This is a genomic window from Streptomyces sp. NPDC059477 (assembly GCF_042749375.1).
Taxonomy (GTDB): domain Bacteria; phylum Actinomycetota; class Actinomycetes; order Streptomycetales; family Streptomycetaceae; genus Streptomyces.
In genome coordinates this window covers 19624-34445 of sequence record NZ_JBHYUG010000091.1, presented here as the reverse complement: position 1 = coordinate 34445, position 14822 = coordinate 19624, and the positions used below count along the sequence as shown (strand labels likewise).

Annotated in this window: 13 protein-coding genes; 12 read left to right on the top strand and 1 reads right to left on the bottom strand. The window is 72.2% G+C overall.

What is annotated here, in order from left to right; all coding sequences use genetic code 11:
• The 4 genes from ACFXAZ_RS31945 to ACFXAZ_RS31930 all read left to right on the top strand — a co-directional run.
• Positions 1–450 (top strand): hypothetical protein (locus tag ACFXAZ_RS31945; RefSeq protein ID WP_384598243.1); only part of this gene is annotated, 450 nt, incomplete at its 5' end.
• Between the two features lie 91 nt (positions 451–541).
• Entirely contained in the window at positions 542–3718 is a 3177-nt protein-coding gene (locus ACFXAZ_RS31940; RefSeq protein ID WP_384598241.1) for a S41 family peptidase, read from the top strand.
• A 422-nt stretch (positions 3719–4140) separates the two neighbouring features.
• Positions 4141–4494 (top strand): histidine triad nucleotide-binding protein, encoded by a 354-nt coding sequence (locus tag ACFXAZ_RS31935; protein WP_384598239.1) that lies wholly within the window; start codon positions 4141–4143, stop codon positions 4492–4494.
• A gap of 6 nt (positions 4495–4500) precedes the next feature.
• Positions 4501–5415 carry a ribonuclease Z gene (locus tag ACFXAZ_RS31930; protein ID WP_384598237.1) on the top strand — a complete coding sequence of 305 codons (915 nt, stop codon included), beginning with the start codon at positions 4501–4503 and terminating at the stop codon, positions 5413–5415.
• A gap of 10 nt (positions 5416–5425) precedes the next feature.
• Here the strand turns inward: ACFXAZ_RS31930 and ACFXAZ_RS31925 are convergent, their stop codons facing one another.
• Complete coding sequence (locus ACFXAZ_RS31925) at positions 5426–6658, bottom strand: MFS transporter (protein WP_384598235.1); 1233 nt, start codon at positions 6656–6658, stop codon at positions 5426–5428.
• Between the two features lie 302 nt (positions 6659–6960).
• Here ACFXAZ_RS31925 and ACFXAZ_RS31920 point away from each other — a divergent pair, with 302 nt between their 5' ends.
• The 8 genes from ACFXAZ_RS31920 (at position 6961) to era (ending at position 14817) form a co-directional block, all read left to right on the top strand.
• Positions 6961–8079, top strand: a complete 1119-nt coding sequence (locus ACFXAZ_RS31920; RefSeq protein WP_384598233.1) for a carbohydrate kinase family protein — start codon at positions 6961–6963, stop codon at positions 8077–8079.
• Positions 8080–8293: 214 nt separating this feature from the next.
• On the top strand, positions 8294–10441 hold the full coding sequence (locus ACFXAZ_RS31915; protein WP_384598231.1) for a PhoH family protein: 2148 nt from the start codon (positions 8294–8296) through the stop codon (positions 10439–10441).
• Between the two features lie 11 nt (positions 10442–10452).
• Positions 10453–10950, top strand: a complete 498-nt coding sequence (gene ybeY, locus ACFXAZ_RS31910; protein WP_384598229.1) for an rRNA maturation RNase YbeY — start codon at positions 10453–10455, stop codon at positions 10948–10950.
• Positions 10947–12266, top strand: coding sequence for a hemolysin family protein (locus ACFXAZ_RS31905; protein ID WP_384598227.1), 1320 nt, complete (start codon positions 10947–10949; stop codon positions 12264–12266). The genes ybeY and ACFXAZ_RS31905 overlap by 4 nt, the downstream gene beginning before the upstream one ends.
• Positions 12263–12619: an MmcQ/YjbR family DNA-binding protein gene (locus tag ACFXAZ_RS31900; protein ID WP_384598225.1), complete on the top strand. Its 357-nt coding sequence runs from the start codon at positions 12263–12265 to the stop codon at positions 12617–12619. Before ACFXAZ_RS31905 ends, ACFXAZ_RS31900 begins: the two co-directional genes overlap by 4 nt.
• A 34-nt stretch (positions 12620–12653) precedes the next feature.
• Positions 12654–13007 carry a cytidine deaminase gene (locus tag ACFXAZ_RS31895; RefSeq protein ID WP_384598223.1) on the top strand — a complete coding sequence of 118 codons (354 nt, stop codon included), beginning with the start codon at positions 12654–12656 and terminating at the stop codon, positions 13005–13007.
• 257 nt (positions 13008–13264) lie between these two features.
• A complete protein-coding gene (locus ACFXAZ_RS31890; protein WP_384598221.1) occupies positions 13265–13762 on the top strand; it encodes a hypothetical protein in 498 nt (165 codons plus the stop codon).
• 95 nt (positions 13763–13857) lie between these two features.
• Positions 13858–14817, top strand: coding sequence for a GTPase Era (era, locus tag ACFXAZ_RS31885; protein WP_384598219.1), 960 nt, complete (start codon positions 13858–13860; stop codon positions 14815–14817).
• Positions 14818–14822: the final 5 nt, after the last annotated feature.

The window sequence follows — 14822 nt, the reverse complement described above, 5'->3', positions numbered from 1 at the left end:
CCGCCGACCACCCTCAGCACCCACGCCATCACCTTCACCACCGACCAACTCGTCACCCAGGAGCTGGAGCGGCGGAAGGCCCAGGTCCGGTGGCTCACCTGCACCGCCGATGTCGGCGACGACGCCACCCCGAGCCCGTCCGCGAGCGAGAACATCGTCGCCGACGTCGACTGCGAGGGGCAGACCGACGACGGCAAGGACATCACCGTCACCGGAAAGGTCACCCGGGCCGTCAGCGGGGCCTGTGTGCGCGGCGATCTCACCGCGAAGATCGACGGCAAGCAGTGGTTCCAGGTCTCCGGGCTCGGCGACTGCGACGCCACCAGCGCGCCGCCCGTGAACCAGCCCCCCGTGAACCAGCCACCCGGCGCCGAGCCGACCACGACGGTCACCGTCACCCGGACCGTGTACTGCCAGAGCGACCCCCAGTGCTGGCCCGAGGGGAAATGACCGCGTTCGCGTCAAGCACGCGGCAAGTGATCCCAAACCCCTGTGCGGAAACGCCCCGCCTGCATAGGGTGATCAGGTGATTCAGTCCCCAGTGCCTGCGTACCTCCGGTTTCCGCATGTCCAGGGCGAGTTGGTCGCCTTCGTCGCCGAGGACGACGTCTGGATCGCCCCGCTCGACGGCGGGCGGGCCTGGCGGGTCAGCGCCGACAACGTGCCCGCCACCCTGCCGCGCATCTCGCCCGACGGCACCACGGTCGCCTGGACCTCCACCCGCGACGGCGCCCCCGAGGTGCACCTCGCCCCCGTCGACGGCGGCCCCTCCCGGCGGCTGACCCACTGGGGCAGCGCCCGCACCCAGGTCCGCGGCTGGACCGCCGACGGCCGGGTCCTCGCCCTGAGCACCCAGGGCCAGGCCACGCTCCGCCGCACCTGGGCCCACGCGATCCCGCTCGACGGCGGCCCCGCCGAGACCCTCCCGTACGGCCCCGTCGGCGCCGTCGCCCACGGCCCCGCCACCGTGCTGCTGTCCGCCCCGATGGGCCGCGAGGCGGCCTGGTGGAAGCGGTACCGGGGCGGTACGGCGGGCAAGCTGTGGATCGACCCCGACGGCGACGGCGAATTCGTACGGCTGCACGAGGGGCTGGACGGCAACCTGGAGTGCCCGGTGTGGGCGGGCGAGCGGATCGGGTTCCTCTCCGACCACGAGGGCACGGGCGCCCTGTACTCGTCCCTCGCCGACGGCTCCGACCTGCGCCGGCACAGTCCCCTGGACGGTTTCTATGCCCGCCAGGCGTCCGGTGACGGCACGCGCGTGGTGTACGCGTCCGCGGGCGAACTGTGGCTGCTGGACGACCTCGACACCGCCGAGCCGCGCCGCCTCGACATCCGCCTCGGCGGCCAGCGCACCGACCGCCAGCCCTACCCGGTGAACGCCGCGCGCTGGTTCGGCGCCGCCGCCCCCGACCACACCGCGCGCGGCAGCGCGGTCGCCGTGCGCGGCGCCGTCCACTGGGTCACCCACCGCTCCGGCCCGGCCCGCGCGCTCGCCGCCGAGCCGGGGGTACGGGCCCGGCTGCCGCGCACCTTCCGCGCGGACGGCGAGGAATGGGTGGTGTGGGTGACGGACGCCGAGGGCGCCGACGCCCTGGAGTTCGCGCCCGCCACCGGCTCCGGCGCCTCCCCCCGCCGGATCGCCGCCGGCCGGCTCGGCCGGGTCCTGGAACTGGCCATGGCCCCCGACGGCAGCCGCGCCGCCGTCGCCTCCCACGACGGCCGGCTGCTGCTCGTGGAGCGCGAGACGGGCGAGGTCCGTGAGGTCGACCGCAGCGAGGAAGGCGACGTCAGCGATCTGGCCTTCTCGCCCGACTCCGGCTGGCTGGCCTGGTCCCACCCCGGCGCCCGCCCGCTCAGCCAGCTCCGCCTCGCCCACACCACCGACCTGACCGTCACCGAGGCGACCCCGCTGCGCTTCCAGGACTACGCGCCCGCCTTCACCCCCGACGGCAAGCACCTCGCCTTCCTCTCCAACCGCTCCTTCGACCCCGTCTATGACGAACACGTATTCGACCTGGCCTTTGTGGTCGGTGACCGGCCGCACCTGATCACCCTGGCGGCGACCACCCCGTCCCCCTTCGGCCCGCAGCGCCACGGACGGGCCTTCGAGGCGCCGGACAAGGACGAGACACCGGACGGCGAGGGCACCCCGGCGACCCGCATCGACCTCGACGGCCTCGCCGACCGGATAGTGCCCTTCCCGGTGGAGGCGGGCCGCTACTCCAACCTCCGGGCCGCCAAGGACGGCGTCCTGTGGCTGCGCCACCCCGTCCAGGGCGTCCTCGGCGCCTCCCGGGCCACCCCCGACGACCCCGACCCCAAGACCGAGCTGGAGCGCTACGACCTCGCCCAGCAGCGCATCGAGCATCTCGCCGCCGACGCCGACCACTTCGAGGTCAGCGGCGACGGCAAGCGGGTGCTGCTGTGGACGGACGGCCGCCTGAAGGTCGTCCCCAGCGACCGGCGCGCCTCCAACGACGACGACAGCGACACCAACATCTCCGTTGACCTCTCCCGCATCCGCCAGACCGTCGACCCCGGCGCCGAGTGGCGGCAGATGTACGAGGAGACCGGCCGGATCATGCGGGAGAACTTCTGGCGGCCCGACATGAACGGCGTCGACTGGGACGCCGTCCTCACCCGCTACCGCCCGCTGGTCGACCGGGTCGCCACCCACGACGACCTGGTCGACCTGCTCTGGGAGGTCCAGGGCGAGCTGGGCACCTCCCACGCGTACGTCATTCCGCGCGGGTACGGCGGTGGGGGCGCCCGGCAGGGGCTGCTCGGCGCGGACCTCTCCCGCCACGAGGACGGCACCTGGCGCGTCGACCGGATCCTGCCCTCCGAGACCTCCGACCCCGACGCCCGCTCCCCGCTGGCCGCGCCCGGGGTCGCCGTGCGCGCCGGGGACGCGATCGTCGCCGTCGGCGGCCGGGCGGTGGACCCGGTGACCGGACCCGGACCGCTGCTGGTCGGTACGGCGGGCAAGGTGATCGAGCTGACCATCTCCCCGGCGGGCGGCGGCGATCTGCGGCACGCGGTCGTCGTGCCGGTCGCGGACGAGGAGCCGTTGCGCTACCACGCGTGGGTCGCGGACCGCCGGGCACACGTCCACGCCCGCTCCGGCGGACGGCTCGGCTACCTCCATGTGCCGGACATGCAGGCTCCCGGCTGGGCGCAGATCCACCGCGACCTGCGGGTGGAGGTGGCCCGCGACGGCCTGGTCGTCGACATCCGCGAGAACCGGGGCGGACACACCTCGCAGCTGGTGGTGGAGAAGCTGGCCCGGCGGATCGTGGGGTGGGCGGTGCCGCGCGGGATGCGGCCCTACAGCTACCCGCGGGACGCGCCGCGCGGGCCGGTGATCGCCGTGGCGAACGAGTTCTCCGGCTCGGACGGGGACATCGTGAACGCGGCGATACGCGCCCTCGGCATCGGGCCCGTCGTCGGCACCCGCACCTGGGGCGGCGTGATCGGCATCGACAACCGCTACCGGCTGGTCGACCGCACGCTGATCACCCAGCCGAAGTACGCGTTCTGGCTCGAAGGCTACGAATGGGGGGTCGAGAACCACGGCGTCGACCCCGACGTGGAGATCGTCCACCGCCCCCAGGACTGGGCGACCGGCTCGGACCCCCAACTCGACGAGGCGGTCCGCCTGGCCCTGGCGGCCCTGGACCAAACCCCACCAAAGACACCACCAGCTCTCCCCTGAGGGCAGTTCCGGCTGGCGTGGGGCGGTGTTACGGGCGCGCGTCGAGGAGGTGCGATCGGATACGGCCGAGGCCGGGGCGTGGTCGCTGACCCGCGCTCGCGGGGCGCCGCCGCGCCCACCCGTGCCGCCTGGGGGTCCCCACCTGGGGGAGACACGACTGCCCGCAGCTAGGGGGGCAGAGAGTGCCCGCGGCCCGCTCACGCAGGCGGGCGGCAACCCCCAGGGGCGCGGGGAACTGCGCGACCGGCCCCCACCGGCGGAATCCCGGCAGCGAAACGCCGCACCTCGCGAGCGGCGCCGCCCACTCACGCAGGCGGGCGGCACCCCCCCAGGGGCGCGGGGAACTGCGCGACCGGCCCCCGCCGGCCGGAAACCCGACGACGATACGATGCACGTCGTACCCCACAACCCCCGGAGGGACCATGGCTGGGGAGCCCCAGGCCGACTGCCTGTTCTGCAAGATCGCCGAGGGTCAGATCCCGGCGACGATCCTGCGGGAGACGGAGACCACCGTCGCCTTCCGCGACATCAACCCCCAGGCGCCCACCCACGTCCTGGTGATCCCGAAGGCCCACTACCCCAACGCCGCCGAGCTGGCCGCCGCCGAACCCCAGATCGCGGCGGACGTCCTGCGCGAGTCCCGGGCCGTCGCCGACCAGGACCACCTGGAGAGCTACCGCGTCGTCTTCAACACCGGCGGCGGCGCCGGCCAGACCGTCTTCCACGCGCACGCCCACGTCCTCGGCGGTCGAGGCATGCAATGGCCCCCGGGATAGCGCTCCGTGTCCGTCCGTGAACTGGTGGTGCTCGGCACCGCGAGCCAGGTGCCGACCCGCCACCGCAACCACAACGGCTACTTCCTGCGCTGGGACGGCGAAGGCATCCTCTTCGACCCCGGCGAGGGCACCCAGCGCCAGATGCTCCGCGCCGGGGTCGCCGCCCACGACCTGAACCGGATCTGCGTCACCCACTTCCACGGCGACCACAGCCTCGGCCTCGCCGGGGTCATCCAGCGCATCAACCTCGACCAGGTACCCCACGAGGTCACCGCCCACTTCCCCCGCTCCGGACAGCACTTCTACGAGCGGCTCCGCCACGCCACCGCCTACCGCGAGACCGTGCCGCTCACCGAGGCCCCGGTCGACACCGACGGCGACCTCGCGGTGACCGCCTCGTACACCCTTCAGGCCCGTCGCCTCTCCCACCCCGTCGAGTCGTACGGCTACCGGCTGGTCGAGCCCGACGGACGCCGGATGCTGCCCGAGCGGCTCGCCGCGCACGGCATCACCGGCCCGGACGTGGGCCGGATCCAGCGCGAGGGATCGCTCGGCGGCATCCGGCTGGACCAGGTCAGCGAGGTGCGGCGCGGACAGCGGTTCGCGTTCGTCATGGACACCCGCCTCTGCGACGGCGTCCACGCCCTCGCCGAGGGCTGCGACCTGCTCGTCATCGAGTCCACCTTCCTCGACGCCGACGAACGGCTCGCCGTCGAACACGGCCACCTCACCGCCGGACAGGCCGCCCGCGTGGCCCGCGACGGCGGCGTACGGCACCTGGTCCTCACCCACTTCAGCCAGCGCTACAGCGAACCCGGAGACGTCGACGCCTTCGAACAGCAGGCGCGCGCCGCCGGGTTCGAGGGCGAACTGACCGTGGCGCACGACCTGCAACGCGTCCCCCTGCCCAAGCGGCGCTGACCCGCCCGGCTCAGTCGTTCGCCGAGTCCGCCCTCCCGTACGGGCGCCTGGGGGCGGGCACACCCGGACCGTCCACCGGGATCTCCGGGGTCCCCGGGACCTCGGCGGCCTCCGGCCCCCGCGGGCGGCCCGGCCGCAGCGCCACCGCCGTCATCGGAACCGCCGTCACCAGCAGCCCGGCCCCCAGGACCACCCCCATCGCCGGGAAACCCGCCCGCGCGGACAGCACACTGCCCACCAGCGGCCCCGCCGCCGCGCCCAGCGACAACGCCGAGCCGGCGAGCACCGCCCAGCGTCCGCGCACATCCAGCGAGGCGGCCAGGCCGATGACGTACGACAGGACCAGCGGGTGGACGGCGTTCCAGCCGATCTCGCCGACGGCGAAGGCCGGCAGGCCCGTCGCGGCGGCGCTCAGCGCTATGCAGACGGCGATCACGGCGCTGCCCGCGCCCACCGGCAGCGCGAGCCCGAGCCGCGGACCCAGCGCCCGCGCGGCGACCGCGCCGAGCAGCCCGGCACCCAGCGCCAGCGCGAAGACGACCCCCACGGCCGCCTCGTCCAACCGCGCCTGGACGACCCCGATCCGGCCGCTGACCCCCCACAGGCAGTTCTGCGCCATCGACCAGAACGGCAGCGCGACGGCCAGCAGCAGCCCCCAGCGCAGTTGGGGGAGCGGCTCGCGCGGGGCCCGGGACGCGGACACGCGCGTACGGCCCTGGAGGCGACCGGTGAACGGCCACACCGCCAGCGCGGTGAGCGCCATCGCGCCGAACGGCAGGCCATGGCCGGGCCCGAGGTGCGGGACCGTCAGATGGACCGCGCCCGCGAGCGCGGACACCGACAGCAGCCCGAGCGTGGTCGCCCGCTGCGGTGCGCGCCGGGCGGCCATCCCGGTGGCGGCGACCGCCGTGGCCGTACCCGATCCGAGGCCGCCGAGCAGCGCGCCGAGGACGACGGCCGGTACGGAGGCGGTCAGCGCGGCCCCGCCGTAGCCGAGGGCGGCCAGCGCCAGCCCGGTGCGGGCGAGCGTCCGGGCGCCGATCCGGTCGACCCGGGACGCGAGCACGAACCCCGCCGACGCCGAACTCAGCAGCAGCACACTCCCGATGGCACCGGCCTGGGGCGCGGACACACCCAGCCGGGAGTCGAGCCGGCCGACCAGCGTCGGCAGCAGATAGGGGGCCAGATGCCCGGCGGTGAACAGGGCGACCAGCGGCCGGGGCGGAGCGGTGCGGGCGGACACGGGCGGTCCCAGGGCATGCGAGGCGAGCGGCACAGGAAGGGGACGGGCGGCGGGCGGCCCCTGTCGGCGGGCATCGGTGGACAGGGACGCGCTGGCATATTCGTATCAAGCGGGCAATTTGTATCAACTGGGGGCGGGGTGGGGGGAGGGCCGAATGCGTGAATCTGGCGGAATTCTGTTTGGGGCCACAGGGCCCGGGTAAAGGCCGGCCCCCTCGCGTGGGCGCTCGCCCGCCTGGTCAGCGCCCGTTGTCAGTGGCGTGGTGCACACTGACCAGATCCGCACCACGTCAGGGAGCGCAAGTGAAAGCCTCCAACGCCATCGCCCGAAAGGCGCCGCCGCACCGCCAGGTCGATCCACTGGCCGATCTCCGCCAGCCCGACGATCCGCCCTGGGACGTCTATCTCACCGGCACGGTCTTCCTCGACATCATCTTCACCGGCCTCGAATCCGCGCCGGTGCGCGGGACCGAGTCATGGGCGCGGGGCATGGGATCGAGCCCCGGCGGCGTCGCCAACATGGCCACCGCCCTCGCCCGTCTCGGGATGCGCACCTCCCTCGCCGCCGCCTTCGGCGACGACCACTACGGGGAGTACTGCTGGGACGCCCTGGAGACCGGCGAGGGCATCGACCTCACCCCCTCGCGCACGGTCCCCGGCTGGCACTCCCCGGTCACCGTCTCCATGGCCTACGACGACGAGCGCACCATGGTGTCGCACGGCCATGAACCACCCCCCGAGGAACCCGCCCCCGACCGCCCGCCGCACGCGCGGGCCGCCGTCGCCGCGCTCACCCCCGGCCGCCGCGACCCCTGGATCGAACAGGCCGGCCGCAAGGGCACCCGGATCTTCGCCGACGTCGGCTGGGACGACACCGGCGCCTGGGACCTGGCGGGCCTCGCCGACCTGGAGTTCTGCGAGGCGTTCCTGCCCAACGCGCAGGAGGCGATGCGCTACACCGGCACCGACTGCCCCCGCCGCGCCGCCCACGCCCTCGCCCGGTACGTACCGCTGGCGGTCGTCACCCTCGGCGCGGAGGGGGCGTACGCGGTCGACGGCCGGACCGGTGAGACCGCCGAGGTGCCCGCCATCGCCGTCGAGGCGCTGGACCCGACCGGCGCGGGGGATGTCTTCGTGGCCGGATTCGTCGCCGGGACCCTCGCCGACTGGCCGCTCGCCGACCGGCTCGCCTTCGCCGGGCTCACCGCCGCGCTGTCGGTCCAGGAGTTCGGCGGCTCGCTCTCCGCCCCCGGCTGGTCGGAGATCGGCGCCTGGTGGCGCAAGGTGCAGTCACTGCCCGGCCAGGACCCGGCGGCCCTGAAGCGGTACGCGTTCCTGGACGGCCTGGTCCCCGGCGAGTGCGCGAGACCCTGGCCCCTGCGCAGAGCGGTTCCCACGATCGGCTTCGGCCGCACGGTATGAGCCCGCTCGGCAGAAGCCTGCTCGGCAGAAGCCCGCTCGGCAGGGGACCGCCCGGCAGGGGACCGCCCGGCATGAGCCCGCCCGGCCGTTCGGAACATCGCCCGTGAAAAGCCCTACGGCGATGTCAGCCCCCCGTCGTACCCTGGGAAACGCGAGGCCGCCCTCAGCCACGCGGCCGTATCAAGGAGGAAAAGCAGGCGATCTGCGCCGGCCCATGACTCAGACACCCACAGCTCATACCCCCGCCCAGGGGCACGCGAGCGCACAGATCACCGTCCCCGCCCAGCACTCCATGGTCACCCTCCTGGGGTCCGGCGATTCCCTTCTGCGTGTGATCGAGAAGGCCTTCCCGGCGGCCGACATCCACGTCCGGGGCAATGAGATCAGCGCGACCGGCGACCCGGCACAGGTCGCCATGGTCCAGCGCGTGTTCGACGAGATGATGCTGGTGCTCCGCACCGGGCAGCCGATGACGGAGGACGCAGTGGAACGCTCGATCGCCATGCTCAAGGCGAGCGAGAACGGGGAGAGCGACGGGGCCGAGACCCCGGCGCAGGTGCTGACACAGAACATCCTGTCCTCGCGAGGCCGCACGATCCGCCCCAAGACCCTCAACCAGAAGCGGTACGTCGACGCGATCGACCACCACACCATCGTCTTCGGCATCGGCCCCGCCGGTACCGGCAAGACGTATCTGGCGATGGCCAAGGCGGTCCAGGCCCTCCAGTCCAAGCAGGTCAACCGCATCATCCTGACCCGCCCCGCGGTAGAGGCGGGCGAGCGCCTCGGCTTCCTCCCCGGCACCCTCTACGAAAAGATCGACCCCTACCTGCGCCCGCTCTACGACGCCCTGCACGACATGATCGACCCGGACTCCATCCCCAAGCTGATGGCCGCGGGCACGATCGAGGTGGCGCCGCTGGCATATATGAGGGGCCGCGCGCACCCGGTCTTCACGAATGTCCTCACGCCGGACGGCTGGCGCCCCATCGGCGGCCTCAAGGTCGGTGACCTCGTCATCGGCTCCAACGGTGAGCCGACGCCCGTGCTGGGCGTCTACCCGCAGGGCGAGAAGGACGTCTACCGTGTCACGGCCCAGGACGGCTCCTGGACGCTGTGCTGCGGCGAGCACCTGTGGACCGTCAGGACCCGCGATGACAAGCGGCGCGACAAGCCGTGGCGGGTCCTGGAGACGCAGGAGATGATCGGCAATCTGCGGGCCGCACATGCGCGCAGGTACGAGTTGCCGATGCTCACCGCGCCGGTGTGTTTCCCCGAGCGAGAGGTCCCCATGGACCCCTACGCACTGGGGCTGCTGCTGGGCGACGGCTGCCTGACCGGTTCCACCACGCCGTCCTTCGCCACAGGGGATCCAGACCTGGCGATGGCGTTGGAGGCAGTGCTGCCGGGAGTCCAGGTGCGTCACAGGAGTGGGCCCGACTACGTCCTGAACCGGATCAAGTCGCCCGGTGATGTCGTCACGCTGGAGAACCCTGTCACCCGCGTCCTGCGTGAACTCGATCTTCTGCGTACCCGCTCGCACACCAAGTTCGTTCCGGACGCCTACCTGTACAACGCGGCCGAGGTCCGTCTCGCCGTGCTCCAGGGTCTCCTCGACTCCGACGGCGGCCCTGTCACGCAGAAGGACCGGACCTGCCGTGTCCAGTACGCGACGACATCGATCATGCTCCGCGATGACGTCATCGCCCTGGTCCAGTCGCTGGGCGGTGTCGCGTACACCCGACGCCGTGCTGCCGAGGGCCGCAAGCAAGGCAGCGCACGGGGCACGTACCGCCGGGACGCCCACATCATCGACATCCGCCTCCCCGAAGGCATCGAACCCTTCCGCCTCGCCCGCAAGCGTGACAAGTACCACGCGGGCGGCGGCGGCGGTCGCCCGATGCGTTTCATCGACTCCATCGAGCCCGCGGGCCGGGAGGAGACGGTCTGCATCCAGGTGGCCGCCGAGGACTCGCTCTACGTCACCACGGACTACCTGCTGACCCACAACACCCTGAATGACGCCTTCATCATTCTGGACGAGGCTCAGAACACCAGCCCCGAGCAGATGAAGATGTTCCTCACCCGGCTCGGTTTCGAGTCGAAGATCGTGATCACGGGGGATGTGACGCAGGTCGACCTGCCCAAGGGCACCAAGTCGGGGCTGCGGCAGGTGCAGGAGATCCTGGAAGGGGTGCCGGACGTGCACTTCTCCCGGCTGTCGTCGCACGACGTCGTCCGGCACAAGCTGGTGGGCCGTATCGTCGACGCGTACGAGCAGTACGACAGCCAGAACGGCACGGAGAACGGCATGTACCAGGGCCGTGGCACGTCCGATGCCAAGGGTTCTCAGGGGAAGTAGAACAGCAGCAGATGTCGATCGACGTCAACAACGAGTCCGGGACCGAGGTCGACGAGCAGGCGGTCCTCGACATCGCCCGCTACGCGCTCGCGCGGATGCGTATCCACCCGCTCTCCGAACTCTCGGTGATCGTCGTGGACGCCGACGCCATGGAGCAGCTGCACATCCAGTGGATGGATCTGCCGGGGCCGACGGATGTGATGTCCTTCCCGATGGATGAGCTGAGGCCACCGTCGAAGGATGACGAGGAGCCCCCGCCGGGGCTGCTCGGGGACATCGTGCTGTGCCCGGAGGTCGCCGCCAAACAGGGGGCGGAAGCGGACACGCAGCACTCCATGGACGAGGAGCTTCAGCTGCTCACCGTGCACGGAGTGCTGCATCTGCTGGGGTACGACCATGAGGAGCCGGACGAGAAGGCCGAGATGTTCGGGCTTCAGGCGGCCATCGTGGACGGCTGGCGTGCGGAGAAGGGCCTGACCGGTCCGTCCCCCGCCCCGACCGTGTCATGAGCATCCCCCTGATCACCGGCGCCGTCGCGCTGGTCGTCGTGGCCTGGCTCGCCGCCTGCGCGGAGGCGGGCCTCGCGCGCGTCTCCAGCTTCCGCGCGGAGGAAGCCGTACGGTCCGGGCGGCGCGGCAGCGCCAGGCTGGCGCAGATCGCCGCCGACCCCACCCGGTATCTGAATGTGGCGCTGCTGGTGCGGGTGGCCTGCGAGATGGCCGCCGCCGCGCTGGTGACGTACGCCTGTCTGAAGGAGTTCCCGGCCACCTGGGAGGCGCTGCTCATCGCCATCGGGGTCATGGTGCTGGTGTCGTATGTCGCGGTCGGGGTGTCGCCTCGTACCATCGGGCGGCAGCATCCGCTGAACACCGCGACCGCCGCCGCGTATGTGCTGCTGCCGCTCGCGCGGATCATGGGCCCGATCCCCTCGCTGCTGATCCTGATCGGCAACGCGCTCACCCCCGGCAAGGGCTTCCGGCGTGGTCCGTTCGCGTCCGAGGCGGAGCTGCGGGCGCTGGTGGATCTCGCCGAGCAGGAGTCGCTGATCGAGGACGACGAGCGCCGGATGGTGCACTCGGTGTTCGAGCTGGGCGACACGCTGGTGCGTGAGGTGATGGTCCCGCGCACCGACCTGGTGGTGATCGAGCGGTACAAGACCATCCGCCAGGCCCTCACCCTCGCCCTGCGTTCCGGTTTCTCACGGATCCCGGTGACCGGGGAGAGCGAGGACGACATCGTCGGGATCGTGTATCTGAAGGATCTCGCCCGCAAGACCCACATCAGCCGGGACGCCGAGTCCGAGCTGGTGTCGACGGCGATGCGCCCCGCGTTCTTCGTGCCGGACACCAAGAACGCCGGTGATCTGCTGCGCGAGATGCAGAAGGAGCGCAATCACGTCGCCGTGGTGATCGACGAGTACGGCGGCACGGCCGGGATCGTCACCATCGAGGACATCCTGGAGGAGATCGTCGGCGAGATCACCGACGAGTACGACCGTGAGCTGCCGCCCGTGCAGGAGCTGGGCGCGGGCCGCCACCGGGTCACCGCCCGGCTCGACATCGGCGACCTGGGCGAGCTGTACGGGCTGGAGGCGTACGACGACGAGGACGTGGAGACGGTCGGCGGACTGCTCGCCAAGTGTCTGGGGCGGGTGCCGATCGCCGGTGCCACGGCCGTGGTCGACCTGCCCGACGGGCGCTCCCTGCGGCTGACGGCGGAGGCCCCGGCCGGGCGCCGCAACAAGATCGTGACGGTCCTCGTGGAGCCGGTGGAGGCGGCGGGATCGGCGGGGGCTGTGAAGTCGCCGCATCGGGAGGAAGCGTGACCCCTCCGGAGCTGCGTGAGCTGTGTCTGTCGTTCAACGCGGCCGTGGAGGACTTTCCGTTCGGGCCCGGGACCTCGGTCTTCCGGGTCCTCGGCAAGCTCTTCGCGCTCAGCTCTCTGGACGCCGAGCCGCTGAAGGTCAACCTCAAGTGCGACCCGGAAGACGCGGTGCGGCTGCGCGGCGAGCATCCCGGGCTGATCGTCCCCGGCTGGCACATGAACAAGCGGCACTGGAACACGGTGACGGTCGCCGATCTGCCGGGCACGCTGGTCAAAGAGCTGGTGGAGGACTCGTACGACCTGGTGGTGGCGGGTCTGCCGCGGGCCGAGCGGCTGCGGCTGGACCGCCCGTGACGGGCGGGCGCGCTCGCTTCGTATGCTTCGGGGCATGACCGACAGCAGCGCGCTCGACGCCGAGGACCGCAAGATCGTCACCCTGGCCCGTTCCGCCCGGGCCCGCAACGGAGTGCCCGAGGGGGCCGCCGTACGGGACGAGACCGGGCGGACGTATGTCGCCGGGACGGTGGCGCTGGAGTCGCTGCGGCTCAGCGCGGTGCAGACGGCGGTGGCGATGGCGGTGGCGTCCGGGGCGCGGTCGCTGGAGGCGGCGGCCGTGGTGAGCGAGGCCGCGGAGGTGGCGGCCGGGGATCTGGCGGCCGTACGGGATCTGGGCGGGGCCGGGACGCCGGTGTTCCTGGCGGGGCCGGACGGAGAGGTGCGGCTGACGGCCGGTGCCGAGTAGGCACTCGGTCGCCCGTTCACCGGTCACCCGTCACCGGCTCACCGCTCACCCGTCACCCGTCACCCGTTCATCGATCATCTGTTCAACTTACCGGCGGTAACATGGCCGGTTCTCGTCCTCACCGCGGTCCGTCGCTCCGGTATCAATAAAAACGCTAGTCCCGACGGACCGTCAGATCCGCAGCTCGTCTGTGCGTGGCGTGCCGTCTCCCGTTCACCCCCACATGGCATCCCCCACGGGAAGGGAACCGCATCCCCATGACACGCAAGCGGACAGGGACACTCAAGCGGACCGCCACCGGCGCGGCCCTCACGGCCGTCGCCCTCGCGGTCACCGGGCTCGCCCTGGCACCCACGGCGCTCGCCGTCACCCCCGCCACCGCCACCATCAACGCCGACTGCGGCGGCCTCGGCACCGGCGCCGCCACCCTCACCGCCACCCAGAACGGCACGGCGGCGACCATCACCCTCACCTCCACCGCGATCACCGCCCCGGTCGCCCTCGGCGCCGACTCCATCGTCTCCTCCCTCACCCTGGTGAAGGCGAGCGGCGCCGCCGTCACCTTCTCCGGCACCGAGAACCCGGCCATGAACACCGGCGACCCGGTCACCGTCGGCCCGCTGAGCGGCACGGTGGCCTCCGGCGACAGCCTGGAGGCGTTCGGCGGCCAGCTGAAGATGACCATCTGGGGCTTCATCAACCTCACCTGTACGGCGACCGCGCCCCAGTCGCCGGGGCCGTTCGTGTTCGACTGATCCGGCCGATGCGGCTGATCCCGGCCGTACGCCGTACGGGAGCGGGCCCGCGCCGGGCCCACTCCCGTACGGCACCGCTTTGTGGATCAGGGAGAATGGGCGCCATGAGCGTTCGAACCCCGTCCTCCGAGCCGTCAACGGCGCCGCACCGCGCCGGCTTCGCCTGTTTCGTGGGCCGCCCCAACGCGGGCAAGTCCACCCTCACGAACGCTCTGGTCGGGCGGAAGGTGGCGATCACCGCGGACCAGCCGCAGACCACCCGGCACACCGTCCGGGGCATCGTGCACCGCCCCGACGCCCAGCTGATCCTGGTGGACACCCCCGGCCTGCACAAGCCGCGCACGCTGCTCGGCGAGCGGCTCAACGACGTGGTCCGCGCCACCTGGGCCGAGGTCGACGTGATCGGCTTCTGTCTCCCGGCGAACGAGAAGATCGGCCCCGGCGATCGGTTCATCGCCAAGGAGCTGGCCGGGATCCGCAAGACCCCCAAGGTCGCCGTCGTCACCAAGACCGACCTGGTCGACTCCAAGACCCTCGCCGAGCGGCTCATCGCCATCGACCAGCTCGGCAAGGAGCTGGGCTTCGAGTGGGCCGAGATCGTGCCGGTGTCGGCGGTCTCCGGCAAGCAGGTCGATCTGCTCGCCGATCTGCTGGTCCCGCTGCTCCCCGAGGGCCCGCACCTCTACCCCGACGGCGAGCTGACCGACGAGCCCGAGCAGGTGATGATCGCCGAGCTGATCCGGGAGGCGGCCCTGGAGGGCGTACGCGACGAGCTGCCGCACTCCATCGCCGTGGTGGTCGAGGAGATGCTGCCGCGTCCCGACCGCCCCGCCGACCGGCCGCTGCTCGACATCCACGCCTACCTCTACATCGAGCGGCCCAGCCAGAAGGGGATCGTCATCGGCCCCAAGGGCAAGCGGCTCAAGGACGTCGGGATCAAGTCCCGCAAGCAGATCGAGGCGCTGCTGGGGACGCCGGTCTTCCTGGATCTGCACGTGAAGGTGGCGAAGGACTGGCAGCGGGACCCCAAGCAGCTGCGGAAGCTGGGGTTCTGACGGCT